General features: G+C 73.5%; 23 protein-coding genes and 1 tRNA gene. 6 read left to right on the forward strand and 18 right to left on the reverse strand.

Annotation, left to right across the window (positions count from 1 at the left end; all coding sequences use genetic code 11):
- Positions 1–40 precede the first annotated feature (40 nt).
- Together IEY98_RS01260 and IEY98_RS01265 are read right to left on the reverse strand one after the other, a co-directional pair.
- A complete protein-coding gene (locus tag IEY98_RS01260; RefSeq protein WP_189208428.1) occupies positions 41–1,171 on the reverse strand; it encodes a hypothetical protein in 1,131 nt (376 codons plus the stop codon).
- An 87-nt stretch (positions 1,172–1,258) separates the two neighbouring features.
- Entirely contained in the window at positions 1,259–2,635 is a 1,377-nt protein-coding gene (locus IEY98_RS01265; protein WP_189208429.1) for a cystathionine beta-synthase, read from the reverse strand.
- A 131-nt stretch (positions 2,636–2,766) separates the two neighbouring features.
- Between IEY98_RS01265 and IEY98_RS01270 the strand changes: the two genes are divergently transcribed.
- The 4 genes from IEY98_RS01270 to IEY98_RS01285 all read left to right on the forward strand — a co-directional run bounded on the left by IEY98_RS01270 (position 2,767) and on the right by IEY98_RS01285 (position 6,294).
- On the forward strand, positions 2,767–3,588 hold the full coding sequence (locus IEY98_RS01270; RefSeq protein ID WP_229786438.1) for an SGNH/GDSL hydrolase family protein: 822 nt from the start codon (positions 2,767–2,769) through the stop codon (positions 3,586–3,588).
- Between the two features lie 77 nt (positions 3,589–3,665).
- A complete protein-coding gene (locus tag IEY98_RS01275) occupies positions 3,666–4,886 on the forward strand; it encodes an acetyl-CoA C-acetyltransferase (RefSeq protein WP_189208430.1) in 1,221 nt (406 codons plus the stop codon).
- 26 nt (positions 4,887–4,912) lie between these two features.
- The gene (locus IEY98_RS01280) at positions 4,913–5,887 is read left to right on the forward strand and encodes a glycosyltransferase (RefSeq protein WP_189208431.1); all 975 of its coding nucleotides are present in this window, start codon (positions 4,913–4,915) and stop codon (positions 5,885–5,887) included.
- A 38-nt stretch (positions 5,888–5,925) separates the two neighbouring features.
- Entirely contained in the window at positions 5,926–6,294 is a 369-nt protein-coding gene (locus tag IEY98_RS01285) for a hypothetical protein (RefSeq protein ID WP_189208432.1), read from the forward strand.
- Here the strand turns inward: IEY98_RS01285 and IEY98_RS01290 are convergent.
- The 13 genes from IEY98_RS01290 to IEY98_RS01350 all read right to left on the reverse strand — a co-directional run bounded on the left by IEY98_RS01290 (position 6,284) and on the right by IEY98_RS01350 (position 18,253).
- Positions 6,284–7,090, reverse strand: coding sequence for an alpha/beta fold hydrolase (locus IEY98_RS01290; RefSeq protein ID WP_189208433.1), 807 nt, complete (start codon positions 7,088–7,090; stop codon positions 6,284–6,286). The genes IEY98_RS01285 and IEY98_RS01290 overlap by 11 nt on opposite strands.
- A gap of 9 nt (positions 7,091–7,099) precedes the next feature.
- Positions 7,100–8,095, reverse strand: coding sequence for a PDR/VanB family oxidoreductase (locus tag IEY98_RS01295; protein ID WP_229786439.1), 996 nt, complete (start codon positions 8,093–8,095; stop codon positions 7,100–7,102).
- Positions 8,092–8,937 (reverse strand): metal-dependent hydrolase, encoded by an 846-nt coding sequence (locus IEY98_RS01300; protein ID WP_189208434.1) that lies wholly within the window; start codon positions 8,935–8,937, stop codon positions 8,092–8,094. Before IEY98_RS01300 ends, IEY98_RS01295 begins: the two co-directional genes overlap by 4 nt.
- Positions 8,934–10,706 carry an SDR family oxidoreductase gene (locus IEY98_RS01305; RefSeq protein WP_189208435.1) on the reverse strand — a complete coding sequence of 591 codons (1,773 nt, stop codon included), beginning with the start codon at positions 10,704–10,706 and terminating at the stop codon, positions 8,934–8,936. Before IEY98_RS01305 ends, IEY98_RS01300 begins: the two co-directional genes overlap by 4 nt.
- Positions 10,707–10,793: 87 nt before the next feature.
- Entirely contained in the window at positions 10,794–11,558 is a 765-nt protein-coding gene (locus IEY98_RS01310; protein WP_189208436.1) for a MerR family transcriptional regulator, read from the reverse strand.
- 338 nt (positions 11,559–11,896) lie between these two features.
- Positions 11,897–11,973, reverse strand: a tRNA-Leu gene (locus IEY98_RS01315).
- A gap of 88 nt (positions 11,974–12,061) precedes the next feature.
- Positions 12,062–13,387: an NAD(P)/FAD-dependent oxidoreductase gene (locus tag IEY98_RS01320; protein WP_189208437.1), complete on the reverse strand. Its 1,326-nt coding sequence runs from the start codon at positions 13,385–13,387 to the stop codon at positions 12,062–12,064.
- A 102-nt stretch (positions 13,388–13,489) separates the two neighbouring features.
- The gene (locus IEY98_RS01325; RefSeq protein ID WP_189208438.1) at positions 13,490–14,002 is read right to left on the reverse strand and encodes a hypothetical protein; all 513 of its coding nucleotides are present in this window, start codon (positions 14,000–14,002) and stop codon (positions 13,490–13,492) included.
- Positions 13,999–15,132: a DUF58 domain-containing protein gene (locus IEY98_RS01330; RefSeq protein ID WP_229786441.1), complete on the reverse strand. Its 1,134-nt coding sequence runs from the start codon at positions 15,130–15,132 to the stop codon at positions 13,999–14,001. Before IEY98_RS01330 ends, IEY98_RS01325 begins: the two co-directional genes overlap by 4 nt.
- Positions 15,133–15,915: 783 nt before the next feature.
- Positions 15,916–16,875, reverse strand: coding sequence for an AAA family ATPase (locus IEY98_RS01335; RefSeq protein WP_189208440.1), 960 nt, complete (start codon positions 16,873–16,875; stop codon positions 15,916–15,918).
- Positions 16,872–17,330, reverse strand: a complete 459-nt coding sequence (locus IEY98_RS01340) for a hypothetical protein (protein WP_189208441.1) — start codon at positions 17,328–17,330, stop codon at positions 16,872–16,874. Before IEY98_RS01340 ends, IEY98_RS01335 begins: the two co-directional genes overlap by 4 nt.
- Positions 17,327–18,025, reverse strand: coding sequence for a DUF4129 domain-containing protein (locus tag IEY98_RS01345; protein WP_189208442.1), 699 nt, complete (start codon positions 18,023–18,025; stop codon positions 17,327–17,329). Before IEY98_RS01345 ends, IEY98_RS01340 begins: the two co-directional genes overlap by 4 nt.
- Positions 18,026–18,067: 42 nt before the next feature.
- Positions 18,068–18,253, reverse strand: coding sequence for a DUF397 domain-containing protein (locus tag IEY98_RS01350; RefSeq protein ID WP_258905877.1), 186 nt, complete (start codon positions 18,251–18,253; stop codon positions 18,068–18,070).
- 322 nt (positions 18,254–18,575) lie between these two features.
- On the opposite strand from IEY98_RS01350, the gene IEY98_RS01355 reads away from it, so the two are divergent.
- On the forward strand, positions 18,576–19,463 hold the full coding sequence (locus tag IEY98_RS01355; RefSeq protein WP_189208444.1) for a helix-turn-helix domain-containing protein: 888 nt from the start codon (positions 18,576–18,578) through the stop codon (positions 19,461–19,463).
- On the opposite strand, the gene IEY98_RS01360 is transcribed toward IEY98_RS01355, so the two are convergent.
- Both IEY98_RS01360 and IEY98_RS01365 read right to left on the reverse strand, forming a co-directional pair.
- Positions 19,464–19,625 carry a hypothetical protein gene (locus IEY98_RS01360; protein WP_189208445.1) on the reverse strand — a complete coding sequence of 54 codons (162 nt, stop codon included), beginning with the start codon at positions 19,623–19,625 and terminating at the stop codon, positions 19,464–19,466.
- A 215-nt stretch (positions 19,626–19,840) separates the two neighbouring features.
- Positions 19,841–20,536, reverse strand: coding sequence for a uracil-DNA glycosylase (locus tag IEY98_RS01365; RefSeq protein WP_189208446.1), 696 nt, complete (start codon positions 20,534–20,536; stop codon positions 19,841–19,843).
- Between the two features lie 42 nt (positions 20,537–20,578).
- Between IEY98_RS01365 and IEY98_RS01370 the strand changes: the two genes are divergently transcribed.
- Positions 20,579–22,063 carry a S10 family peptidase gene (locus IEY98_RS01370; protein ID WP_189208447.1) on the forward strand — a complete coding sequence of 495 codons (1,485 nt, stop codon included), beginning with the start codon at positions 20,579–20,581 and terminating at the stop codon, positions 22,061–22,063.
- On the opposite strand, the gene IEY98_RS01375 is transcribed toward IEY98_RS01370, so the two are convergent.
- Positions 22,060–23,013, reverse strand: coding sequence for a Ppx/GppA phosphatase family protein (locus tag IEY98_RS01375; protein ID WP_189208448.1), 954 nt, complete (start codon positions 23,011–23,013; stop codon positions 22,060–22,062). The genes IEY98_RS01370 and IEY98_RS01375 overlap by 4 nt on opposite strands.
- Between the last annotated feature and the right edge of the window lie 44 nt (positions 23,014–23,057).

Here is a 23,057-nt window from a genome sequence, read left to right on the forward strand (position 1 = left end):
GCGGGCCCCGGATCGCTCCGGGGCCCGCTTCCGTGTCAGGTCACCACTGCTGCGGCGGCTGCTGCTGGCCGTACGGGTTCTGCTGGCCCGGGTAGCCGCCGGGCTGCGGCTGCTGGCCGTAGCCGGGCTGCTGCTGGGGCTGGCCGTAGGGCTGCTGCGGCTGGCCGTACTGCGGCTGCTGGCCGGGGAACCCGCCGGGCTGCTGGCCGTAGGGCTGCTGCTGCGGCGGCTGGTGGCCGTAGGGGTTCTGCTGCTGCGGCTGACCCGGGTAGCCCGCGGGCTGCCCGAAGTGGTTCGGGCCGCCGTAGCCCGCCGGGCCGCCCGCCGCGGCGCCGGAGACCAGGAACTGCTTCGCGCCGGGGATGAACGCCAGCGCGCCCGCCGCGGTGATCAGGATGCCGAAGATCAGCAGGAAGACCACGCGGGACGAGGCGCCCATGCCCTCAGTCATCATCAGGATCGCGCCGAGCAGGAGCACGCCGCCGCCTGCGACCACCAGCGACGCCAGGCCGTTCTTCTTCATGAACAGCAGCGCGGCGCCCGCGATCGCCAGGGCCGAGCCCAGCACGGCGAGGATCAGGTACGCCCAGATCTGCCCCGGCAGGAACTCGGCGAAGTCCATGGCCTCGAAGATCAGCGTGAGCGTCAGGATCAGCCCGATGAGGCCGAGCAGGGCGACGACGCCCTGCACGATCATCGGCACCATCGCGGTCCCGCCCTGGCCCCCGGCCGCCGGGCCGTAGGCGTGCTGCTGCGGGTAGCCGGGCGGCGGGCCGTAGCCCGGCTGCGGCGGCTGGCCGGGGAACCCGCCCGGCTGGCCGTACGGGCCGGGGGGCTGCTGGCCGTGCTGGCCGGGGTACTGGCCGTGGTCGCCGGGCTGGGCGTACGGCGGGGTCTGCGGGACCGAGCCGGGCGGCACCATCTGGGTGTGGTCGCCGCCGGGCGCCGGGGTCGCGCCCGCGCCCCGCACCACCTGGGTGCGGTCGGCGTTGTCGTCGTCGGCGCCGGAGGCGCCGGGCAGCGGCTGGCCAGGCTGGATCGCCTGGGTGCGCTCGACGCCGTCGGCGCCGGTGTCGGTGGACGGTGCAGGCGTCGAACCCGCGTCCGGCCCCGGGCCGCCTGGTTGACTGCCGGGCTGCCACGGCTGGTTCGGCGGCTGGGGAGCACTCATCGGGTTTCCCACCCCTTATTGACCTGGTTTGTTGCCTAACGACGGCAACGCTATCGGATCGGGTTTATCCGCGCCGGGATTGGGCGATCATTTCCCGGCGAGGAATCCCAGCAGGTCCTGCCTGGTGACCACGCCAGCGGGCTTGCCGTCGAGCAGCACGAGCGCGGCGTCGGCCGAGGCGAGCGCGGCCATCGCGGCGGTGACCTGCTCGCCCGCGCCGATCGTCGGCAGCGCCGGGGACATGTGCAGGTCGAGCCGGTCGGCCAGGGCTGCCTTGCCCGCGAACAGGGCGTCGAGCAGGTCGCGCTCGTTGACCGCGCCCACGACCTCGGCGGCCATCACCGGCGGCTCGGCGCTGACGACCGGCATCTGGCTGACGCCGAACTCGCGCAGGATGGCCACCGCGTCGGCGACGGTCTCGGTCGGGTGGGCGTGGATGAACTCCGGCAGCGCCCCGCCGGTGGTCTTGCGGCGCAGCACGTCGCCCACGGTCGCGCCGGAGTGGTCGGCGGGAAGGAAGCCGTACTGGGACATCCAGGAGTCGTTGAAGACCTTGGACAGGTAGCCGCGGCCGCCGTCGGGCAGCAGCACGACCACCACGTCGTCGGGGCCGAGGCGCTTGGCCAGGCGCAGCGCGGCCGCGGCCGCCATGCCGCACGACCCGCCGACCAGCAGGCCCTCCTCGCGGGCGAGCCTGCGGGTGATCTCGAAGGACTCCGCGTCGGAGACGGCGATGATCTCGTCGGCGACGCCGCGGTCGTAGGTGTCCGGCCAGAAGTCCTCGCCGACGCCCTCGACCAGGTACGGCCTGCCGGTGCCGCCGGAGTACACCGAGCCCTCCGGGTCGGCGCCGATGATCTTGACCCGGCCGTCGGAGACCTCCTTGAGGTAGCGGCCGGTGCCGGAGATGGTGCCGCCGGTGCCCACGCCCGCGACGAAGTGCGTGATCCGCCCCTCGGTCTGCCGCCACAGCTCGGGGCCGGTCGAGTGGTAGTGGCTGGCCGGGTTCTCCGGGTTGGCGTACTGGTTGGGCTTCCAGGCGCCCTCGATCTCGCGCACCAGCCGGTCGGAGACGTTGTAGTAGGAGTCCGGGTGCTCGGGGGCCACGGCCGTGGGGCAGACGACGACCTCGGCGCCGTACGCGCGCAGCACGTTGCGCTTGTCCTCGCTGACCTTGTCGGGGCAGACGAAGACGCACTTGTAGCCCTTGCGCTGGGCGACCATGGCCAGGCCGACACCGGTGTTGCCCGAGGTCGGCTCGACGATGGTGCCGCCGGGGCGCAGCTCGCCGGAGCGCTCGGCGGCCTCGACCATCCGGACCGCGATCCGGTCCTTCACGCTGCCGCCCGGGTTCAGGTACTCGACCTTCGCCAGGACCAGCGGCTCCAGGCCCTCGGCGAGCGCGTTCAGCTTGACCAGCGGGGTGTCGCCGACGAGGTCGATGACGTGCTCGACGTAGTCCACCGGGGTCCTCCATCTCACTTCCTGGAACTGGCCCTCACCCTATCCGCTGACCGTCTCCAAGGCTGCTGTCAGCGCCTTTGGGTACAACGGATGGTGGGGGGAGAGCGATATCCCTGGTGAGGAAAGGGGGTATGGCGATGGTGGAGAGGGTGCTGCCGGGGCTGCGGATGCTGGCGGTGGCGGTGGGGTCGCTGGGCGGGCTGTCCGCGGGCGCGTACGGCCTGTTGAACACGCAGTCGAAGCGGGCGCGGACGGTGATTGGGGTCCCCAAGGACCGGCCGTTCCTCGCCGACGGGGTGTACCTGCCGGACGGGACCGGGCCGGTGGCGCGCGGGGCGGCGCTGTCGTTCGCGGTGTTCGGCGACTCCAGCGCGGCGGGCCTCGGCGCGGAGAGCGCGGACCGGCTGCCCGGGGTGCGGCTGGCCCGCGGCCTGGCCGAGGAGCTGGGCGAGCCGGTGCGGCTGGTCACCCACGCCGTCGTCGGATCGCGCACGACGCATCTGGCCGCGCAGGTGGACGCCGCGCTGACCGACCCGCCCGCGGTGGCGCTGGTGCTCGTCGGCGGCAATGACGTGACCGCGCGGCTGGGGATCGCCGAGTCGGCCGCGCTGCTGGCCCGGCAGGTGGACCGGCTGCTGGCCGCTGGCGTGGCCGTGGTCGTGGGGACCTGCCCCGACCTGGGCGCCATCCGGCCGATCCCGCAGCCGCTGCGCGAGGTGGCCCGCCGCTACAGCCTGGCGCTGGCCAGGGCGCAGGCCCGCGCGCTGGCCGGGTCCGGCGCCGTCGTCGTGCCGATGGCGGCCTTGCTGACCAGGCATTTCGTGGACCGGCACGCGGAGTTGTTCAGCCCCGACCGGTTCCACCCGAACGGGGCGGGCTACGGCCTGGCGGCGGACATGCTGCTGGCTCCGCTGTGCGCCGCGGCCGGGCTGTGGGAGGGTCGGCGCAGCTGAGCGCGGCGCACCTTGTCGCGCCTGGCCGACCGACCTAAGCTACCGCTTAGTAATCGCCGCGCTTGAGGAGTAACGCCATGCCAGAGGCCGTGATCGTCTCCGCAGTCCGCTCCCCCATCGGCCGCGCGGGCAAGGGCTCGCTCGTGGACATGCGCCCCGACGACCTGACCGCCCAGATGGTCAGGGCCGCACTGGACAAGGTCCCCGCGCTGGACCCCAGGGACATCGACGACCTGATCCTGGGCTGCGGCATGCCCGGCGGCGAGGCGGGCTTCAACATGGGCCGCATCGTGGCCGTGCTGCTCGGCTACGACCACCTGCCCGGCTGCACCATCACCCGCTACTGCGCCTCCTCCCTGCAGACGACCCGGATGGCGATGCACGCCATCAAGGCCGGTGAGGGCGACGTGTTCATCTCCGCGGGCGTGGAGACGGTGTCGCGCGCGGCGAAGGGCAGCTCCGACACCTGGCCGGACACCCGCAACCCGCTGTTCGCCGACGCCATGGCCCGCACGGCCGCCGTCGCGGAGAAGGGCGCGGGCTCCTGGCAGGACCCGCGCGAGAGCGGCGTCGTCCCCGACGCCTACATCGCCATGGGCCAGACCGCGGAGAACCTCGCCCTGCTCAAGGGCGTGACCCGCGAGGACATGGACCACTTCGGCGTGCGCTCGCAGAACCTGGCCGAGGCCGCGATCAAGGCGGGCTTCTGGGCCCGCGAGATCACCCCGGTCACCCGCCCGGACGGCTCGGTCGTGGACACCGACGACGGCCCCCGGCCCGGCGTGACGTACGAGAAGACCGCGACCCTGCAGCCGGTGTTCCGCCCCGACGGCCGCGTCACCGCGGGCAACTGCTGCCCGCTCAACGACGGCGCGGCCGCCCTGGTGATCATGTCCGACACCAAGGCGCGCGAGCTGGGCCTGACGCCGCTGGCGCGGATCGTGTCCACCGGCGTGTCCGGCCTGTCGCCGGAGATCATGGGCCTCGGCCCGGTCGAGGCGTCCCGGCGGGCGCTGGCCAGGGCGGGGCTGACCATCGACGACATCGACCTCGTGGAGATCAACGAGGCGTTCGCCGCGCAGGTCATCCCGTCCGCGCGCGACCTGGGCGTCCCCGAGGACAAGCTGAACGTCAACGGCGGCGCCATCGCCGTCGGCCACCCGTTCGGCATGACCGGCGCGCGGATCACCGCCACGCTCATCAACTCGCTGCAGTGGCACGACAAGCAGTTCGGCCTCGAGACGATGTGCGTCGGCGGCGGCCAGGGCATGGCGATGGTGCTCGAGCGGCTGAGCTGACGCGGTCGGCGGGTAGGTTGCCCGGTATGCGCGTGCTGTTCGCCAGCCTTGCGTCCGTCGGGCACACCTACCCGCTGATCCCGCTCGCCGTCGCGGCGCGGGCCGCGGGGCACGAGGTGCGGTTCGCCGCGGGCGAGAACGTCCATGAACCGCTGGCGGCCAACGGGTTGCTGCCGTTCCGCCCTGCCGATGCGTTCTACGAGATCTACGCCGAGGACCTGGCCCCCGAGCTGGCCCGGTGGCGGCCCGACCTGGTCGTCCACGGCTGGGGCGTGCCGGGGGCCGCGACCGCCGCCGCGGGCGCCGGGATCGCGGGGGCGTGGCACGGGTTCGGCCGGATGTTCCCGGCGGGGATCGGCCTCGAGCTGCCCGATGACGTCGTGCCCGGGCTGCCGCACCTGGACATCTGCCCGCCGTCCCTGCAGGACCGGGCGTTCCTGGCGGCGACCGACCGGATCGAGCTGCGGCCGGTCCCCTACGCCGAGCCGGGCCCGCGGTCCTGGGCCGGGCCGCTGGTCTACCTGACGCTCGGCACCGCGTTCGGCACTCCCGAACTCCTGCGCACGGCCATCACCGCGCTCGCGGGCCTGGGCGTGCCCGTCGTGGTCGCCACCGGCCGGGTGTCCCCGAGCGACCTCGGTCCCCTGCCGGACACCGTGAGCGCGTACCCGTGGGTCGCGCAGGCGGACCTGCTGCCGCACGCCACCCTGGCCGTCCACCACGGCGGCAGCGGCACCATGATGAGCGCGCTCGCCGCGGGCGTCCCGCAGCTGCTCCTGCCCCAGGGCGCCGACCAGTTCGCCAACGCCGAGGCCCTGCACACCGCCGGTGTCGGGGCGCGTCTGCTCCCCCAGGACGCGAGCGCGGACGCGATCGCCGACCACGCGGCGAAGCTGCTGTCCGATCCCGCGTACCGCGACTCCGCACGGGGTGTCGCCGAGGAGATCGCCCGCATGCCGTCCCCGGACGAGGTCGCCCGCCGCCTGCCGGAGCTGTTCTGACGGTCCGCCGCCACCCCCGGCGATTACACTCCGGTGGCGTGCGGACACTGCTGGCCTGGCTGCTGGGACTCGCGGGCGTGGTCGCCGTCGGCTACGGCGCGTTCACTCCGTGGCACGACGGGATCGCCGGGACGTCCGTGCCGATCGCCGACCTGTTCACCGGCGTCCACGACGAGCGGGCCGGGCTGGTCACCTCCATCGCCGTGCTCACCCTGCTGGGCGCCGCGATCGTCGCCGCCGGATTGCTGTTGTCCGGCATCGTGTTGCGGGCGGGTGCGGCGCTCCTGCTGCTGACCGTTCTGGTGTGGACAGTGCAGTACGGCGGCGTCGATGGCCTGCAGGTCGGTTACTGGAACAGCGTGTTCGGCACGCTGCTCGTCATGGTGGCCGCGACCATCAAGGGGTGAGCGCCGCCTCCCGGCAGGTGGCCATGATGAGGTCGGCGACGCGGTCCGGGTCGTCGCCCATGGGAACGTGGCCGCAGCCGGGCAGGGACACGTGGCGGGCGTCGGGGAGGATCTCGGCGCACCGGCGGGCCTGGCGCGGCCAGAGGATGCGGTCGCGGGTGCCCCACGCGACCGTCACCGGGACCTCGGGGGCCGGGCTCAGGTAGAAGTAGTCCCGCCCGCCCGCGGCGATCACCGCGTCGAAGCCGGGCGCTGCGGCCATCGCGGCCATGTCGGCCAGCATGACCTCGGCGGTCAGCCAGGACGGCCTGCCGAACAGCAGGCTGCCGCCCGCGAACCGGGCGAGCTTGCTGGCGAACAGGATCCGCTGCAGCGACGGCTTGAGCCGCGCCGTGAGCCGGATGCCGCTGAGCACGCGGATCGCCCACGCGCGGTCGCGCGCGGTCCAGAAACCGGCCGGGGACAGCACGGTCGCCGAGCGGACCAGGTCGCGCGCTGCCAGTTCCAGCGCGAGCATGCCGCCCAGGGAGTTGCCCGCGATGTGCGGGCGGGTGACGCCGAGGTCGTCGAACACCTCGGCCAGCGCGGCGACCGCGCCGGGAACGGTGTACGCGCGGCCCTCGGGCAGCATCGGCGACGCGCCGAAGCCGAACAGGTCCAGGGCGATGACGTCGTGCCGCTCGGCGAGGCGGTCCATGACCGGCTCCCACGCCTGCCACCGGTGGCCGATCCCGTGCAGCAGCACCAGGGGCTCACCGCCGCCGCGGCGCTCGTAGCTGACCTCGATCTTGGTCATGGTTCCCTCTCACACATCCAGGACGACGCGACCGCCGTCGGCTCGCGCGACGCACACCAACATCCCGTCCTCTTCGGACGGTCCACCCGACAGCACCCGGACCCGGCAGGTCCCGCAGAACCCTTGCCTGCACGAGTAGGCGACATCCGGGCGGACCCGGCGCAGCGCCGTGAGCGCGGTCTCGTCGGCGGCGACCGGCACCACCGGGCCGCCGACACCCAGTTGCAGCTCGAACGGCCGTCCGCCGACGACCGGCGGCGGGGCGAACCGCTCGGCGTGGAACCGGCCCGGCCACGCCGCTTTCACCAAATCGATCAGCGGGGCCGGTCCACAGCAGTAGACCGCCGCGCCCGGGGGCGCGTCCCGCAAGAGGTCCGCCGCGGTGGGCACGCCGTGCTCGTCGTCGGTGCGGACCCGGACCCGCTCGGTCGGCAGTTCCGCCAGGAACGGCAGGGACCGCCGGTCGCGTCCGGTGTAGACCAACCGCCAGTCGGAGCCGCGCGCCGCGTGGACCATCGGCAGGATCGGCGTGATCCCGATCCCGCCCGCGATGAACAGGTAAGGCCCCGGCCCGACGAACGGGAACGCGTTGCGCGGCCCGCGCACCACCAGCGGCGTGCCCGCGGTCAGCGCGTGCGCCTCCGCCGATCCCGCCCCCACCGAGCGGACCGCGATCCGGTACGTGCGCCGGTCGGCCGGGTCGCCGCACAGGGAGTACTGGCGCACGAGCCCGGACGGCAGCACGACGTCGAGGTGGCACCCGGGCCGCCAGCCCGGCAGCGGCGCGCCGCCCGGGTCGGCGAGCGTCACGGCCACCACGCCGTCGGCCTCCACCGAGGACGACCGCACGACGACCCGCAGGTCCCGGTCCACCGCGCGCACCGGGGGCTGCCGCCGCGCGCCGCGTTCGGACGCCCGCCGGAACGCCCCGACGACGGGCACGAGCGCGCGGAACATCCGGTCGGCCCGCTGCCGTCCGTAGAGGTCCGCGGGCGGGCGGCTCACAGCGCCGCCTTCGCCGCCGGGGAGGCCGCGAGGTAGGCCACGGCCTGGGCGGTGTCGCCCTCCTGGCTCGGGTGGTAGCCGCGCGGCAGGTAGCGCCAGACGGCGGGCAGGAGCTGGCCGGGCCGGGGCAGGCGGCCCGCGCGGGCGGCCCGCAGGTAGTCGCGCCAGCGGGGTGCGCCCGGACGGGAGGGGTCGTTGGCCATGAGCCAGCGCGTGGAGCGGACGAACAGCCAGGCCAGGACCGGGGCGACGACGACCATGGTGCGGATGCGGCGGAACCGGCGGCCGTCGAGGTGCATGTAGAGGTCGTAGGCGACGCTGCGGTGCTCGACCTCCTCCGCGCCGTGCCAGCGCAGCAGGTCCAGCATCGTCGGGTCGGCGCCCTCCAGCGCGTCCGCGTCGAGGACCCACTGGCCCAGCACGGCGGTGAAGTGCTCGATCGCGGCGATCACCGACAGGCGCTCCAGCAGCCACTGGTGCCGGACCGCGGCGCTGCCCTGCCGGTCGCCGAGCAGGGTGCGGAACAGCCACTCGATCTGCGCGACGAACGGCGCCGGGTCGATGCCCAGCGCGGCCAGGTGCGCGGCGGCCCCGTCGTGGGCCTTGGCGTGCATGGCCTCCTGGCCGATGAAGCCGAGCACCTGCTCCCTGAGCCTCGGGTCGCGGATGTGCGGCAGCGCCTGGCCGAAGACCTGGACGAACCACCGCTCGCCCTCGGGCAGCACCAGGTGCAGGGTGTTCAGCGCGTGCGTGGTGAGCGGGTCGCCGGGCACCCAGTGCAGCGGGACGTCACTCCAGTCGAACCGGACGTCGCGGGGGTGCAGCGCGAGGTCGTCGGTCATCGGCGGCCGCCGGAGACGTCGACGCGGGCGAGCCTGCGCAGCAGGCCGGGGGCGAACCGGGCGGCCAGCCGCGCCGCGCGGGCCTCCGGGGTCACCGGCAGCACGGGGATCCCCTCCCGCACGGCCCGCACGATCTCGGCGGCGACCTTCTCCGGGCCGAAGCCGCGGCGGGCGTAGGCGGCGGTGGCCCTGCGGCGCATGCCCTCCTGGTCGGCCGCGCCCACGAACGTCGTCGTGTTGGTGATGTCGGTGGCGACGATGCCCGGGCACACGGCCGTGACCGCGACCCCGCGGTCGGCCAGTTCCGCGCGCAGGCAGTCCGACAGCATCAGGACCGCGGCCTTGCTCGACGCGTACGCCGACAGGGCCCGGCTCGGGGTGTACGCGGCGGCGGAGGCGATGTTGACGATGTGCCCGCCCTCGCCGGACTCGGCCATCAGCGCCCCGAACGCCCGGCAGCCGTGCACGACGCCCATCAGGTTCACGTCCAGCACGCGGCGCCAGTCCTCGGGCGTGGTGTCGAGGAAGCTGCCCGCCATGCCGATGCCCGCGTTGTTGACCACGATGTCGGGCGCGCCGTGCTCGGCGGCCGCCTCCTCGGCGAAGCGGGTCATGGCGTCGGCGTCGGCGACGTCCACGACGTGCGGGTAGGCGGCGGGTCCGATCTCGGCGGCGGCGCGCTTGGCCGCGGTCGCGTCGATGTCGGCAACGACGACCTCGGCGCCGAGCGCGGCAAACGCTTGCGCGGTCGCCTTCCCGATCCCGCTGCCCGCGCCGGTCACCACGACGAGCCTGCCGGTGAACCCCGTCGTGCCCGCCCTGGCGCGCTGGAGCCCGCGCGTGGACGGCTGGCCGCCGACGTGGTCGACGAACTCGGCCACCATCCGCGCGACCGCGTCCGGGTGCGAGACCGGGGCCCAGTGCCCGGCCACGATCCGCCGCCGCCACAGCCTGGCGACCCAGCGCTCCAGGTCCTCGGCCAGCGCGGCGGAGACGAACCGGTCGCGGGTCGGGATGATCACCTGCACCGGGACGTCGGCCGGGCGCGGGCGCGGCCTGCGCATGCGGGTCAGCATGTTCGCCCGGTACAGCCGCACGCCGCGCGCGCCGTCGGCGGCGATCGTCGGCGCCGGGTGGCCCGGCGTGCGCGGCACGCCCTCGGCCTTGGCCAGCAGCGCGCCCCAGCGCGGGCCGATCAGCGTCCGCCAGGCCAGGCCGGGCAGCACGGGCACGTGGAAGAGGTAGATGTACCAGGAGTTGGTGAGCTGGTTGAGGACGGCGCGCAGGTTCGCCGGGGTGGGTCGGGCGAGCCTGCGCCGCACCCAGTGGGCGGCGTGGTCGAGGCACGGCCCGGAGATGGAGGTGAACGACGCGATCCGCGCCGGGGCCGTCGGGTCGGTGACGGCCTCCCAGCTCTGGATCGAGCCCCAGTCGTGCGCGACCACGTGGGCCGGGCCGTCGGCGACGGCGTCGAGCACGGCGAACAGGTCCTCGGCCAGCCGCTCGGTCCGGTAGTCCGCGCGCCTGCGGGGCGCGGCGGAGGCGCCCGCGCCGCGCACGTCGTACCGCACGACGTGGAAGTCCTCGGCCAGCCGCTCGGCCACCCCGTCCCACATGCGGTGGGTGTCGGGGTACCCGTGCACGAGCACCACGGTCGGCGCGGCGGCGTCCCCCTGCTCGAACACGGCGAGGTCGACCTCGCCGGAGCGCACGGTCCGCTGCCGGACCACCAGGTGGCGGTGCGGGAACCGGAGCGGTTCGGTGGCCATCGGCGTCTCCTCGGCGTCGGGTCACCGCCCGCGGTGAAGTCGTTGTTACGCGTCAGTAGCGAACGTTACAACGGCCGTTGTCACGGTTCAAGCGCCGGGCTCGGCCCCGTCGCGCCGCCTGGCCTTCTCCACCATCGCGATGAGGCGGTCGCCCATCATCTGCGGGATCACGCGCTGGGCCGAGCGGTCGACGGCGGCGGAGAGCGCGGACATGACCAGCGGGTGCAGTCGGGAGATCACGTCGGCGTAGTGCGGCAACTCGTCGCCGCTGGGGAGCCAGTCGGGACCCTTGGGGTCGAGCACGTACTGGCGGACCATGCCGACCAGCAGGGCGGTGATGCGATCGGTCTCGGTCTGCAACTCCGCGGCCAGGCGGAGGGCCTCGGCCAGCGGGACGCCCAGGGTGACCAGCTCGCGGCCCGCCTCCAGCAACTTGGGGCTCGGGGCGACGAAGTGGGCGCCGTGGCGCTCCAGCACGTGCAGCTCAAGCGCCCTGCGGATGGTGGCGGGGGTGACCTGGGCGCCGAACATGCGCACGAGGTCGGCCATGCGCACGATGGCGGGCTGCTCGTGCGACCAGGCCGCGCCGGTGGCCTCCTCCAGCCCCAGGACGTCGGCCAGCGAGTGCCCGGCCTGCCAGGCGTCCAGCATCTCCTTGATCTGGGCGAAGGCGTAGCCGCGTTCGAGCATGGCCAGGATCAGCCGCAGCCGGGCGAGGTGGGCGTCGCTGTAGATCGCGGTGCGGCCGCGGCGCACGGGCGGCGGCAGCAGCTCCCGGTCCTGGTACACGCGCACATTGCGCACCGAGGTGCCCGCCGCCCGGGCCAGGTCGTCGATCCGGTATTCCGCCACCACGGCAGCTTAGAGTGCCGGTCCGATTGCCGGTTGGATATCCACAGTGGACTCTTGTGGGCAATCGCCTACTCGTGCGTCAAGTTCCGAAAAGGACCAACAGGTCTGTTCTGCGGCGCATGCTCGCGATCTCGTCCCCGGTGGTGAAAACCGCTGCCGCTAACGGGGTCCGGCCGCGATCATTGCGCCGATCGGACTCGGCGCGGCGCGCCGAAAGGACGCTGACCGCGGCCCGGTTTCCGTGGTATGCGCCGGTCCGCCGCGCCACCTCCACAGCGGACCGGACGACCCGACGGCGCGCGAAACCCTTCTGTAGCCGCCGGATCACTGCCCGTGCATGGTGCCCCCGACCGGATTCGAACCGGCACTCAACCCCTTTTAAGGGGGCTGCCTCTGCCTGTTGGGCTACGGGGGCAGCCGCAGCCTAAGGCGCGATAGCGCAGCTCGGGATGGGTTTCCGCGGTTTCCCTCCGGCTGGCCCAGTCGCTTTGAGCCGTTTGCCGTCAGCCCTTGGACACCCGAGCGAACTCCGCCTTGGGGTCGTTGATCTGCCCCATGGAGATCACCTCGCGCCGGAAAAGGCCGCCCGTTAACCAGTCCAGGGTGATCCGGACCTTGCGGTTGAACGTCGGCATGGCCTTCACATGGTACGCGCGGTGCATCGACCAGGCGATGAAGCCCTTGGCCTTGAAGTTCATGATGTCGCCGACGCCCTTGTGCAGGCCGAGGCTGGCGACGGAGCCGAGGTTCTTGTGGAAGTAGTCCTTGGGCTCGCCGCCGCGCATGGCCTTGACGATGTTCTTGGCCAGCAGGCGGGCCTGCCGGACGGCGTTCTGGGCGTTGGGCGCGCAGATCGCGGTCGGGTCGTCGGGCGTGCGGGACAGGTCCGGCACGGCGGCGCAGTCACCGGCGGTCCAGGCGTCGGTCAGGCCCTCGACGCGCATCGACGCGCTCGCCCTGAGCCTGCCCTGCTTGGTCAGCGGGAGGTCGGACGCGGCCAGGACCGGGTTGGACTTGACGCCCGCGGTCCACACGATGGTGTCGCTGTCGAACTCGGTGCCGTCGGAGAGCACCACGTGCCCGTTCTCGAACGACTTGGCGAGAGTGGACAGGTACACCTCGATGCCGCGCTTCTCCAGCTGCATGACGGTGTAGACGCCCAGGCTCTCGCGCACCTCGGGCAGCACGCGCCCGGCCGCCTCGACGAGCACGAAGCGCAGGTCGTCCGGCGAGATGTTCTTGTAGTACTGGGTCGCGAAGCGGGCCATGTCCTCCAGCTCGCCCAGGGCCTCGATGCCCGCGAACCCGCCCCCGACGAAGGTGAAGGTCAGCAGCTTGCGGCGCAGGTCGGGGTCGAGCGTGCTGTCGGCCTGATCCAGTTTGGTCAGCACGTGGTTGCGCAGGTAGATGGCCTCGCCGATGGTCTTGAACGCCACGCCGCACTCGGCCAGGCCGGGGATGGGCAGCAGCCGGGCCACCGAGCCCAGGGCGACGACGAGGATGTCGTAGCCCAGCTCCTCGAGGTGGCCGTCGGGCGCCTCGATGGTGACGACCTTGCGGGCGTGCTCGATCTTGCTGGCGCGGGCGGTGATGACGTGGCAGCGCTTCAGGGTGCGGCGCAGCGGGACGACGACGTGCCTGGGCTCGATGGCGCCAGCGGCGGCCTCGGGCAGGAACGGCTGGTAGGTCATGTGCGGCTGCGGGTCGACCACGGTGACCGAAGCCTCGCCGGAGCGCAGCTTGCGCTGGAGCCCCAGGGCCGTGTAAAGCCCGACATAACCGCCACCCAGGATGAGGATTCGGGTCGGCTCCGACTTTGTTCGCGCCATACCTGCAATGGTGGCACTGGTTTAGGGCGCCCGCGAGGCGCCCCCACGTTGGTGTGACGGGAGTCGCGCGGGACGTTTCCGCAGGTGTGACGGGGATCGCCGTCACCTGCGGGATCGTTCAAGAAGTATTACCGCCAGTGCCATCGCCGCGCTGGAGAGTAATGCGACCAATTCGACGGCGGGCGGCGTCGGGCCGGTCGGGAGAAAAGTCGCGACTATCACAATGAGACCCACCGCGAGTTGGATCGCGCACGCTCTGCGCAGGGGCGCGACCAGCGCGGAGCCGTGCACCCGGGCCCCGCGCGGCAGCACAGCGGCGATGCCGGAGGACAGGTGCAGGGCGTGGGTCAGCGGGATCAGCGCGAGCAGCGCGGGCGAGAACGGCGCGGGCGCGCCGACGGCCACGGCGACGGCGGCCAGCACGATCAACAGCAGCGCCACCGGCGACGCGGGCAGCAGCACGCAGAGCACGGCGAGGACGGCGGCGGTCCAGCCGACGAGACCGGCGACGTCGGCCAGGACCAGGTCGACGACGATGCCCGCCGCGGCCGCGCCCACGGCGGCGCGGACCCACAGCGCGGAGACGCCGCGGCCGACGTCGAGGGCGTCGCTCACCTGCGCCTCCCGATCCGGCGCAGGGCCGTGGTGACCTCGTCGGCCACCGGGACGCCGTGGGCGAGCAGCGCGGCCCGGCGGGCGCGGTGCTCGGTGAGCACGACGCGCCGGACGACGTCGCCCCACTCGGTCTCCGGGTCCGGGCGCAGGTCCTTCGGCAGGACGTCGAGGACGACGATCGCGGCGCCGTGCCGGGCCGCGCCGATGACGCAGTCGACGATGGCGTCGTCCAGCAGCGGGGTCAGGACCACCACGACAGCGCCTGCGGGGACGGCCCGCAGGACCGGGCGCGGCGCCCACCCCGCCGACCGCGCGCACGCGACGAGCTGGTGGCGGATGCGCAGCAGGTGCCGGTGGCCGACGCCCGGGGGCAGGCCGAGCTGGGGCCTGCCGAGGTCCACGAGCCCGACGCGGTCGCCCTGGCGCAGGTAGCCCGCGGCGAGCCCGACGATGGCGCGCACGGCGGTGTCCAGGCTGCCGCCCGGTCGCACGCCCTCCGGGCCGATGGACCAGTCGGCCAGCTCGGCGCCGACGTCCACGCGCGAGTCGAGCGCGAGCACCAGGTCGGCGTCGGCCTCGGCGTGCCGCTCGCGGACGTGCAGCGTGCCGAGGGGCAGGCCGGTGGCCGCGCCCGCCCGCAGCGTGACCCGCCAGTCGATCCGGCGGACCCGGTCGCCGAGCTGGAACGGGCGCACGGCCCGCAACTCGGTCCCGTCCCCCGGCCGGGGCGCGCGGTGCACCCCGACCAGCCCGGCGACGCGCGGCGGCAACGGCCCCGGCGGCACCGGCTCGGCGACGGGCAACACGGTCCGCCGCCCCTCGGGCCCGGTGACGGGCCCGCTGATGAGCAGCGCGTCCCGGCCTGCGGCCAGGTGGTCGGGCCGCAGGTCGACCCCCTCGCCCCAGGCGTCCCACCGCAGGCGGGAGGCGTAGTGGGCGGCACGCGGCAGCAAGTGCACCGGCCCAGGCCCCGGCGCGTCCGGCCCCGGCAACCGCACGGCGATGAACTCAACCCCAGGCCCAGCGTCGACCTCGACGGCGAGGCTCGCACTCCCCCCGGAGTCAACGGTCCGCGGCACCCGCCCCGCCCGCACGGTCGGCACCCGCCCCACGGGCACGACAAGCGCCACCACGGTTCCTATGAGCAACGGAGCCCCGACCAACACCAGATCGACCCGATGCAGGACGACTCCCGCCGTGACCAGCCCGACCCCACCGACGGCCCCACGGAACAGGGCGTCGGTCCCCCGCCACCCCACCCCACGAACCGCCTGCCGAGCACGCACCCAGTCAAGGACCCGGTTACTCACCGCCCACCACCCCCGACCGGTGAGCAGGCCGGGTAGGCAGCAGGTCGTCGACGGAGGTGCTGGCGCACACGGATCGACTGCCCTGCACGCCCGCCCCATCCCTCACCAGCCGAACCCCGGGTGATCGGTGGACTTGGGGTAGGCAAGCAGCTCGGCGGCCACCGCGACCGGGGCGCGCGGTCACCGAGTGCCGGACAGGCCCGGGACGACGGCAAGCAGGGTGGTGACGGCGTGGTGGGCCGAGGCACCACCGCTCGCCGACCACCTGACCTTCCCAACCCGAAACCAGCGCGCGACCCCGCACCGACCACGCCAACCGAACCCGGGCAGCGGATGATCGGAGGACCGGACGTAGGTGGGCAAGGCGAGCGTTTGAGGCGGGGTGCGTGGTCGCTGAAGGGCCGGGGCGGTGGTGGGCAGGCTTGTGGTCGCGTGGTGGGCCGGGGTGTCGGTGGTCGCGGAGCGCGCGGTGGGGACCGGCCGAGGTGGGGGTGGGTTCCGTTCTGGCGGCGCTGCCCATCCGGGGGCTGCGGCACGTCAAGCCGTGCGAGGCGGGGTGGGTCGTCGGCCGTTTCCGCCTGGCGTGGGCCGTGCGGGGGGTGGTCACCGGGAGCTGGGGGGACCGGGGACGGTGGCGAGGAGGTCGGTGACGACCTGGGTGGCGGTCGTGCCGGTGCTCCACGTCTCCGCGCTCAGCGTCAGGCGGTGGGCCAGGGCCGGGACCGCGCACTCCTTGACGTCCTCCGGCAGGACGTACCCGCGGCCGTCCAGCACCGCCAAGGCGCGGGCCACCAGCAGCAGCGCCTGCGACCCGCGCGGGGACGCGCCCACCTCGACCGCCGGGTGGGTGCGGGTGGCCCGGGCCAGGTCGACGCAGTAGCGGAGGACGTCGTCGTCGACGGGGACCTGTTCGATGCCCTTCTGGAGGTTCAGCAGGGCCTCGGTGTCGACCACGCGCTCGACGACCGCGTCCTCGGACTGGCGGGACAGGCGCCTGCGGAGGACCTCGACCTCCTCATCGGCAGGCGGGTAGCCGATGTCCAGCCGCAGCAGGAACCGGTCGAGCTGGGCCTCGGGCAGGGGGTAGGTGCCCTCGTACTCGACGGGGTTCGCGGTGGCCAGGACGTGGAACGGGCGGGGCAGCGGGAACGTGCGGCCCTCGACGGTGACCTGCCGCTCCTGCATGGCCTCCAGCAGCGCCGACTGGGTCTTCGGCGGCGTGCGGTTGATCTCGTCGGCGAGCAGGAGGCCGGTGAACACCGGGCCCGCGCGGAAGGTGAACTCGCGCTCGACCGGGTCGAACAGGAACGAGCCCGTCAGGTCGGCGGGCTGCTGGTCGGGCGTGCACTGCACGCGCGCGAAGTCCAGGCCGAGCGCGGCGGCCAGACCGCGGGCCAGCAGCGTCTTGCCGAGCCCGGGGACGTCCTCCAGCAGCACGTGGCCGCCCGCGAGCACCGCGGCCAGCGCCAGCCGCACCGTGCGCTCGCGGCCCACCACCGCGGTCCCGACGGCGGCGCGGACCCGCGCCCCAGCATCCGCGATGTCCACAATGGACGACGTCACGCTTCCTCCAGTCGGTCGAGCAGCTCCGACAACCGTTGTGGGGTCGGCGGCGCGTCGGTCACGAGCAGGGTGTGCTCGGGGCCCAGCAGGGATCGCACTCTTGGATCGTCTACATCAGACACGTCCGGCCAGCGCTCGCGCAGCCGGGTGAGGACGAGCCTGCGCAGCCTCGGCTGCACGCGGCTGAGGAACCGGTCGCGGTCGGCGGCGGCCTCGGCGAGGCGGGCGGCAAGGGTGGCCGCCTGCAACTCGGCGGGCGCCGACGGGGCGTCCGGCACGGGTGTCCACAGTGGCTCAAGCGGGCCGGACAGCCGCGCGCCGAGCGCGGTCAGCGCCGCGGCGGGGAGCGCCAGCGCCACCGCCCAGAACACCGGCACGCCGCCGGGCCACGCCGCCACCACGACCACGGCGACCCCGGCCATGACCGACGACAGCACAACGCGGACCGTGCTCATGCCAGCGTTTCCTCGACGCGCGCCAGCGCCACGCGGGCAGCGGTCGCGTCCTCCGCCGTGGCCTCGCCCGCGAAGCGCGCCCGGTGGTAGCGCGAGCGCAGGTCGGCGAGGGCCGCGGGGTCGACGGAATGACCGGCGAGCACCCGCGCGGTGAACTCCGACGGGGTCTCCGCGGGCCCACGGCGGGTGCCGCAGGCCGCGGCGGCGTCCTCCAGGACGAGCCACGCCGCGATCACCGCGTCGCCGGGCGGGCCGCCCGTGCGCGCGGCCACGTCCGCCATCCCCGCGCGGACAGCCGTGCGCAGCGCCTGCGCCTGCTCGTCGACCGTCGACTGGGCCGCCCGCACGGGCGTGGAGGCGCGGCGGCGCCTGCGGGACCCGCGCATGCCGAAGGAGGCCAGCACGCCCACCGCGCCGATCAGCACCAGGACACCGATCACGGCGAGCAGCAGGCCGACCCCCACCCCGCCGATCAGATCGATGGCGGAGTCGACTTCCCCGGCAGGCCCCGACTCGGTGGGGACCGGCCGTTCCGGGGGCTCGACGACCCGCACCGCGCCCGGCTCGACCGGGATGGCCGAGCCGCCGCGGGCGGCGACCAGGGCGACCGCGAACAACGCGGCCACGGCGAGCGCGACGCGGGCGTGGGGCGTCCACGCCGTCGTGCGGCCTTCCCTGGATGCGGGACCCGACATGGCACGCAGCATGCCACGCGCGGGGTGGTGCGCGGGTGGTGCTCAGGACACGGCGGCTGCCTTCACGTAGGCGACGAAGCACGCGCCGACGGCTGGGGAAATGTCCAGAATTTGGCCGGGATTCTTCGAGTCGCGTATGCGGACCCGGCCCGCGGCGGCGCGCAGTTCGACGCAGTCGTTATTCACACTCCGCCTGCTCCGACGCCATTCGCTTCTGACAGCGGACACCGCTCCCCCTATCGAGGTGAGATCTAGCCATAACCGCGCCGATTATTCCGGGTGCGCAGGAAAGGCAGAATCCGCTGCCCGGGTGCGGATGATCGGCCGTATGTCGGATGCGAGCAGTGGTCACTCTGCGTCAGCTTCGGCCACGACGAGCACCGATCCGGACCCGACACCGAGCCAACCAGGTGAAACCCCGGCGGCGCACGTGCTAGGTTCCCACCTGCCGTGTTGCGAACCGCCACATGGCTACTCGCCGTCAATCATTCAGCCGCACGGATGATCACCAGTTAGGCTGAGATCCGCTCCCCACTCAGCGGAGGTCACTATGGCCCGTGGAAGGCAGCCCGATCCCAAGGTCCAGCGCCGACGCCTCGGCGACACGCTCCGTGTCGAACGCGAGCGCGTCGGCCTCACCCAGGCGGAGGCCGCGCGCGCGGTCGACTGGTCGCTCTCCAAGCTGCTGCGCATCGAAAACGCGTCCGTCGGCATCTCCACCTCGGACACCAAGGCATTGCTCGCCGTCTACGGCACCGCCGACGACGTGGCCGAACAGCTGCTCGTCATGGCCAGGGAGTCCCGCAGGCCGTCCTGGTACGCCAAATACCGCAAGGTGCTCAGTCCGGAATACCAGACGCTGCTGTCCTACGAGGATTCCGCGATCGCCATCCGGCACGTGCACCCGTACCTGGTCCCCGGCCTGCTGCAGACCCCCGGCTACGCCCGCGCCCTGCTCGGCGCGGCGCACGAGGGCGAGAAGCTCGACGCGCTGATCGCCGCCCGGGTCGACCGGCAGGCCATCCTGCACGAGGACCCCGGCCCGGAGCTGTCCTTCCTGATCGACGAGGGCGCGCTGCACCGGATGGTCGGCGGGCCGCAGGTCATGCGCGAGCAGCTGCGCCACCTGCGGCACCTGTCCGACAAGCGCAACATCGACATCCGCGTGATCCCCTATGACGCCGGCGTGCACCGGGGGCTATGGGGCCCGTTCGTGACCATGCTGCTGGACGGCGGCTCGGTGATCGTCTACGTGGAGAACGCGGGCGCGGACTACATCGTCCGGGACGGCTCGCCGCGCATCGATGAGTTCGGGGAGCGGCTGTCGGCCACCGCGGAGGTCGCGCTCAGCGCGAGCCAGACCAAGGACTTCCTTGAGGACCGCATCGCGCACCTGGTGGCCAAGCCCATCGGCCCCCGCTGGACCCGCGCGCGCTGATCACGGCCGGGAACGCGGCATGGCCCGCGGCGCGCGCGCCGCGGGCCTGGTCCGCCGGGGGGCCGCCCGCCTGCGCACGCAGGCAGCACGGGGGGCGCGGGCGCCGAGCAGGGGTTCGGCGGCGGCGCCGACGCCCATCGCGGCGCCGAGGCCCACCAGCATGGACGGCAACCATCCGAAACCGCCAAGCCGGTGCACCGCCAATGCCGACAGAACGGCGGCAATTGCGCTCCAGACGCCGACCACGGCGAGCCCCAATGCCATTCCGGCTCGCGCACGCGTCACATTGCCGATCGTCCCACAAGTTCGACGGACAGGTCCAGTGCGCACCATTCCCACAACCGGGCGGTTGGTTTCGGCAATTATTTGACTAAATCTCAGATACCGGCGGCGTCCCGCGCGCCGGCCAGCACCGCCTCGACCATCGCGGGAGTCAGTTTGCCGGTGAAGGTGTTCTGCTGGCTGACGTGGAAGCAGCCGAACACCTTCAGCGGCGGCCCGCCGTCGCGGGCGTCGAGGGTGTACTGGACGCCGTGGCCGAACCTCGGGCGCGGCACCGGGACGTGCCAGGCCACCGTGAGCAGCGGCAGCAGCGCCTGCCAGCCGAACGCGCCGAGGACCACGACCGCGCGCAGGGTCGGCCGCAGCAGGGCCAGCTCCTGCTTCAGCCACGCGCCGCAGGTGTCGCGCTCCTCCGGCGTCGGCTTGTTGGCGGGCGGCGCGCACTTGACCGGCGCGGTGATGCGGGTGCCGATCAGGGTCAGGCCGTCGTCGATGTGCGTGGCCGTCGGCTGCGACGCCAGGCCGACGGCGTGCATCGCGGCGTACAGCACGTCACCGGAGCGGTCCCCGGTGAACATGCGACCGGTGCGGTTCGCGCCGTGCGCGGCGGGCGCCAGGCCGACGACGGCGAGCTTGGCGTCCGCAGGCCCGAACCCGGGAACCGGGCGGCCCCAGTAGGTCTCGTCCCGGAACGCCGCGCGCTTGACCCGCGCTACCTCCTCGCGCCAGGCGACCAGCCGGGGGCAGGCCCGGCAGTCGACGACCTGCCGGTCGAGATCCGCCATGGACATGTTTCGACGCTACCCCCCGGAAGAGCACGTAATGTCGGCGGCATGCCATCCAGTGACACCCACGACGAAACCGTCACGCCGACCAAGCCCGACGCCACCGCGCCGGAGCCCGCCGACGACCTGGTGACCACCCAGCACGTGCTGGCCGCCGGGCGCCGGAAGCTGAAGTACACCGCCACCACCGGGCGGATCGTGCTCCGGCAGGAGGTGACGACCGACGGCAAGTTCACCGGCCACGTCCCGAAGGCGTCGGTGTTCCTGACCGCCTACACCCTCGACGACGCCGAGCCCGCGACCCGCCCGGTGACCTTCGCGTTCAACGGCGGCCCCGGCTCGTCCAGCACCTGGCTGCACCTGGGCGTGCTCGGCCCCCGCCGGGTGGTCTCCGGCGACGCGGGCGCGCTGGCCGCCCCGCCGTACGCGCTGGCCGACAACCCCGAGTCCCTGCTGGCGCACAGCGACCTGGTGTTCACCGACCCGATGTCGACCGGCTACACCCGCCCGGTCGACGGCGAGGGCGCGCAGGACCACCTCGGCTTCACCGGCGACCTGGAGTGCGTCGGCGAGGTCATCCGGCTCTGGACGACCCGCAACGGGCGCTGGCTCTCGCCCAAGTTCCTCGCGGGCGAGTCCTACGGCACGACCCGCGCGGGCGGCCTGGCGCTGCACCTGCAGCAGCGCCACGGGATGTACCTCAACGGGCTGATGCTGATCTCGTCGGTGCTGGACTTCGGCACGCTGAACTTCAAGGAGGGCAACGACCTGCCCTACGCGCTGTTCCTGCCGACATACGCGGCGATCGCGCACTACCACGGCCTGCACGGCAAGCGCCCGCTCAAGGACGTCCTCGCCGAGGCGGAGGAGTTCGCGGCCAAGGACTACCCGTGGGCGCTGGCCCAGGGCAGCAGGCTCTCCTCGGCCGAGCGCGCGTCCGCCGTCGAGCGGGTGGCGAAGCTGACGGGCCTGTCCGCCGACTACATCGACCGCGTGGACCTGCGGATCGAGCACATGCGGTTCTTCGCGGAGCTGCTGCGCCCGTCGCGGCGCACGGTCGGGCGGCTCGACGGCCGCTTCACCGGCTGGGAGTCCGACTACGGCCGCGAGCTGAGCGTCGACGACCCGTCCGCGACCGCGATCACCGGCGCGTACACCGCGGCGATCAACCACTACCTGCGCGCGGAACTGGGCTACACCAACGATCTCGCCTACGAGGTGCTCAGCGTCGACGCGCACAAGGCGTGGTCCTACAAGGACTTCGAGAACTCGCACGTGACCGTCACCGACCGCCTGTCGAAGGCGATGCGCGGCAACCCGCACCTGAAGGTGCACGTCGCGTCGGGCTACACCGATGGCGCCACCCCGTACTTCGCCACCGAGCACACCATCGCGCATCTGTCCATTCCGGACGAGCTGCGCGGCAATATCGAGGTGAAGTACTACCCGGCAGGCCACATGATGTACGTCCACGAGCCGTCGCGGGTGCAGCAGTCCAAGGACCTCGCCGCGTTCGTGAAGTCCGCCTCCTAGAGCAGGGACAGCGCGATCCCGTCGAGGATGTCGTGTTCGGACACCACGAGGTCCGCGACCGGGGTCTCGGCGAACAGCCGCCGCGCCAGCGCACGCAGGACGACCGCGCCGCCGCCGATCACGTCCACCCGGCCGGGGTGGATGACCGGGTCGGCGGCGCGTTCGTCGTGCGTCGCGGTCAGCAGCGACTCGGTGAGCTCGGCGATCTGGGCGGCGGACAGCCGCGACAGGTGGACGGCGTCGGAGTCGTACTCGTCCAGTTTGAGCGCGATGGCGCCGAGCGTGGTCACCGTGCCCGCGACACCGACCCACGTGCGCGCGCGGCCGACGGGCACGGCGGCGAAGGCGGGGGCCAGGATCTCCTCGGCCAGCGCGTCGGCGGCGGCGACCTCGGCGGCGGTCGGCGGGTCCGAGCGCAGGGCGCGCTCGGTGATGCGCACGCAGCCGATGTCGACCGAGCGGGCGGCCTCGACCTCGGCGCGCACGCCGTCCCAGCCGCCCAGGACCAGTTCGGTCGATCCGCCGCCGATGTCGACGACCAGGAACGGGCCGTCATCGGGCTCCAGGCCCGCCACCGCGCCGGTGAACGAGAGCGCTGCCTCCTCGTCGCCGCTGATGACCTCGGCGGGCGCGCCCAGCAGCTCGGCGGTCATGCCGAAGAACTCGTCGCGGTTGGCGGCGTCGCGGGTGGCCGAGGTGGCGACCATGCGGACCTTCTCGGCGCCCTTGCGGCGCAGGATGGCGGCGTAGTCGGCGAGGGCGGCGCGGGTGCGGGCCAGGGCCTCCGGGGCCAGCACGCCGGTGCCGTCCACGCCCTGGCCGAGCCGCACGATCCGCATCTCCCGGTGCACGTCGCGCAGCCAGTGCGTGCCGTCGCCGCGGTCGGTGGCGTCGGCCACCAGCAGCCTGATGGAGTTCGTTCCGCAGTCGATCGCCGCCACACGGGTCATGGCGGCAGCTTAGAAGAAACGCCCCGGACGCGCGGTCGGCGTCC

Origin of the sequence: Actinokineospora fastidiosa, assembly GCF_014648415.1 — a bacterium.
Classification (GTDB): Bacteria; Actinomycetota; Actinomycetes; order Mycobacteriales; family Pseudonocardiaceae; genus Actinokineospora; species Actinokineospora fastidiosa.

What these genes read in the sequence shown, in the direction of transcription:
- IEY98_RS01340 (WP_189208441.1), bottom strand. Translation starts at nt 17,330, where the DNA reads ATGAGCACGGTCCGCGTTGTGCTGTCGTCGGTCATGGCCGGGGTCGCC.
- IEY98_RS01275 (WP_189208430.1), top strand. Translation starts at nt 3,666, where the DNA reads ATGCCAGAGGCCGTGATCGTCTCCGCAGTCCGCTCCCCCATCGGCCGC.
- IEY98_RS01305 (WP_189208435.1), bottom strand. Translation starts at nt 10,706, where the DNA reads ATGGCCACCGAACCGCTCCGGTTCCCGCACCGCCACCTGGTGGTCCGG.
- IEY98_RS01370 (WP_189208447.1), top strand. Translation starts at nt 20,579, where the DNA reads ATGCCATCCAGTGACACCCACGACGAAACCGTCACGCCGACCAAGCCC.
- IEY98_RS01280 (WP_189208431.1), top strand. Translation starts at nt 4,913, where the DNA reads ATGCGCGTGCTGTTCGCCAGCCTTGCGTCCGTCGGGCACACCTACCCG.
- IEY98_RS01320 (WP_189208437.1), bottom strand. Translation starts at nt 13,387, where the DNA reads ATGGCGCGAACAAAGTCGGAGCCGACCCGAATCCTCATCCTGGGTGGC.
- IEY98_RS01375 (WP_189208448.1), bottom strand. Translation starts at nt 23,013, where the DNA reads ATGACCCGTGTGGCGGCGATCGACTGCGGAACGAACTCCATCAGGCTG.
- IEY98_RS01300 (WP_189208434.1), bottom strand. Translation starts at nt 8,937, where the DNA reads ATGACCGACGACCTCGCGCTGCACCCCCGCGACGTCCGGTTCGACTGG.
- IEY98_RS01290 (WP_189208433.1), bottom strand. Translation starts at nt 7,090, where the DNA reads ATGACCAAGATCGAGGTCAGCTACGAGCGCCGCGGCGGCGGTGAGCCC.
- IEY98_RS01365 (WP_189208446.1), bottom strand. Translation starts at nt 20,536, where the DNA reads ATGTCCATGGCGGATCTCGACCGGCAGGTCGTCGACTGCCGGGCCTGC.
- IEY98_RS01355 (WP_189208444.1), top strand. Translation starts at nt 18,576, where the DNA reads ATGGCCCGTGGAAGGCAGCCCGATCCCAAGGTCCAGCGCCGACGCCTC.
- IEY98_RS01260 (WP_189208428.1), bottom strand. Translation starts at nt 1,171, where the DNA reads ATGAGTGCTCCCCAGCCGCCGAACCAGCCGTGGCAGCCCGGCAGTCAA.
- IEY98_RS01270 (WP_229786438.1), top strand. Translation starts at nt 2,767, where the DNA reads ATGGCGATGGTGGAGAGGGTGCTGCCGGGGCTGCGGATGCTGGCGGTG.
- IEY98_RS01345 (WP_189208442.1), bottom strand. Translation starts at nt 18,025, where the DNA reads ATGTCGGGTCCCGCATCCAGGGAAGGCCGCACGACGGCGTGGACGCCC.
- IEY98_RS01360 (WP_189208445.1), bottom strand. Translation starts at nt 19,625, where the DNA reads ATGCTGGTGGGCCTCGGCGCCGCGATGGGCGTCGGCGCCGCCGCCGAA.